Origin of the sequence: Phytobacter massiliensis JC163, assembly GCF_000321045.1 — a bacterium.
GTDB classification, from domain to species: domain Bacteria; phylum Pseudomonadota; class Gammaproteobacteria; order Enterobacterales; family Enterobacteriaceae; genus Phytobacter_A; species Phytobacter_A massiliensis.
Window position 1 is genome coordinate 1 of sequence record NZ_CAEO01000205.1, and the last position, 334, is coordinate 334.

At 49.4% G+C, this 334-nt stretch carries 2 pseudogenes; both read left to right on the top strand.

The features are described from left to right. A pseudogene (locus ENTHG_RS00230) lies at positions 1 to 203 on the top strand (TraR/DksA family transcriptional regulator); the annotation flags it as partial. Continuing rightward, a pseudogene (locus ENTHG_RS25235) lies at positions 200 to 334 on the top strand (ead/Ea22-like family protein); the annotation flags it as partial. The pseudogenes ENTHG_RS00230 and ENTHG_RS25235, both read left to right, overlap by 4 nt.

Below are 334 nucleotides of genomic sequence, written 5' to 3' on the forward strand. Positions count from 1 at the left end.
CGGATCAGAAATAGAAGAATTACAGCGCAACACAGCAATAAAAAATGCGCCGCCTGAACCACCAGGCTATATCTGCCACTCATTGTTGTGAGTGTGGCGATCCGATAGATGAACGAAGACGCCTGGTCGTTCAGGGTTGTCGGACTTGTGCAAGTTGCCAGGAGGATCTGGAACTTATCAGTAAACAGAGAGGTTCGAAGTGAGCGAAATTAACTCTCAGGCACTGCGTGAAGCGGCAGAGCAGGCAATGCATGACGACTGGGGATTTGACGCAGACCTTTTCCATGAATTGGTAACACCATCGATTGTGCTGGAACTGCTGGATGAACGGGAA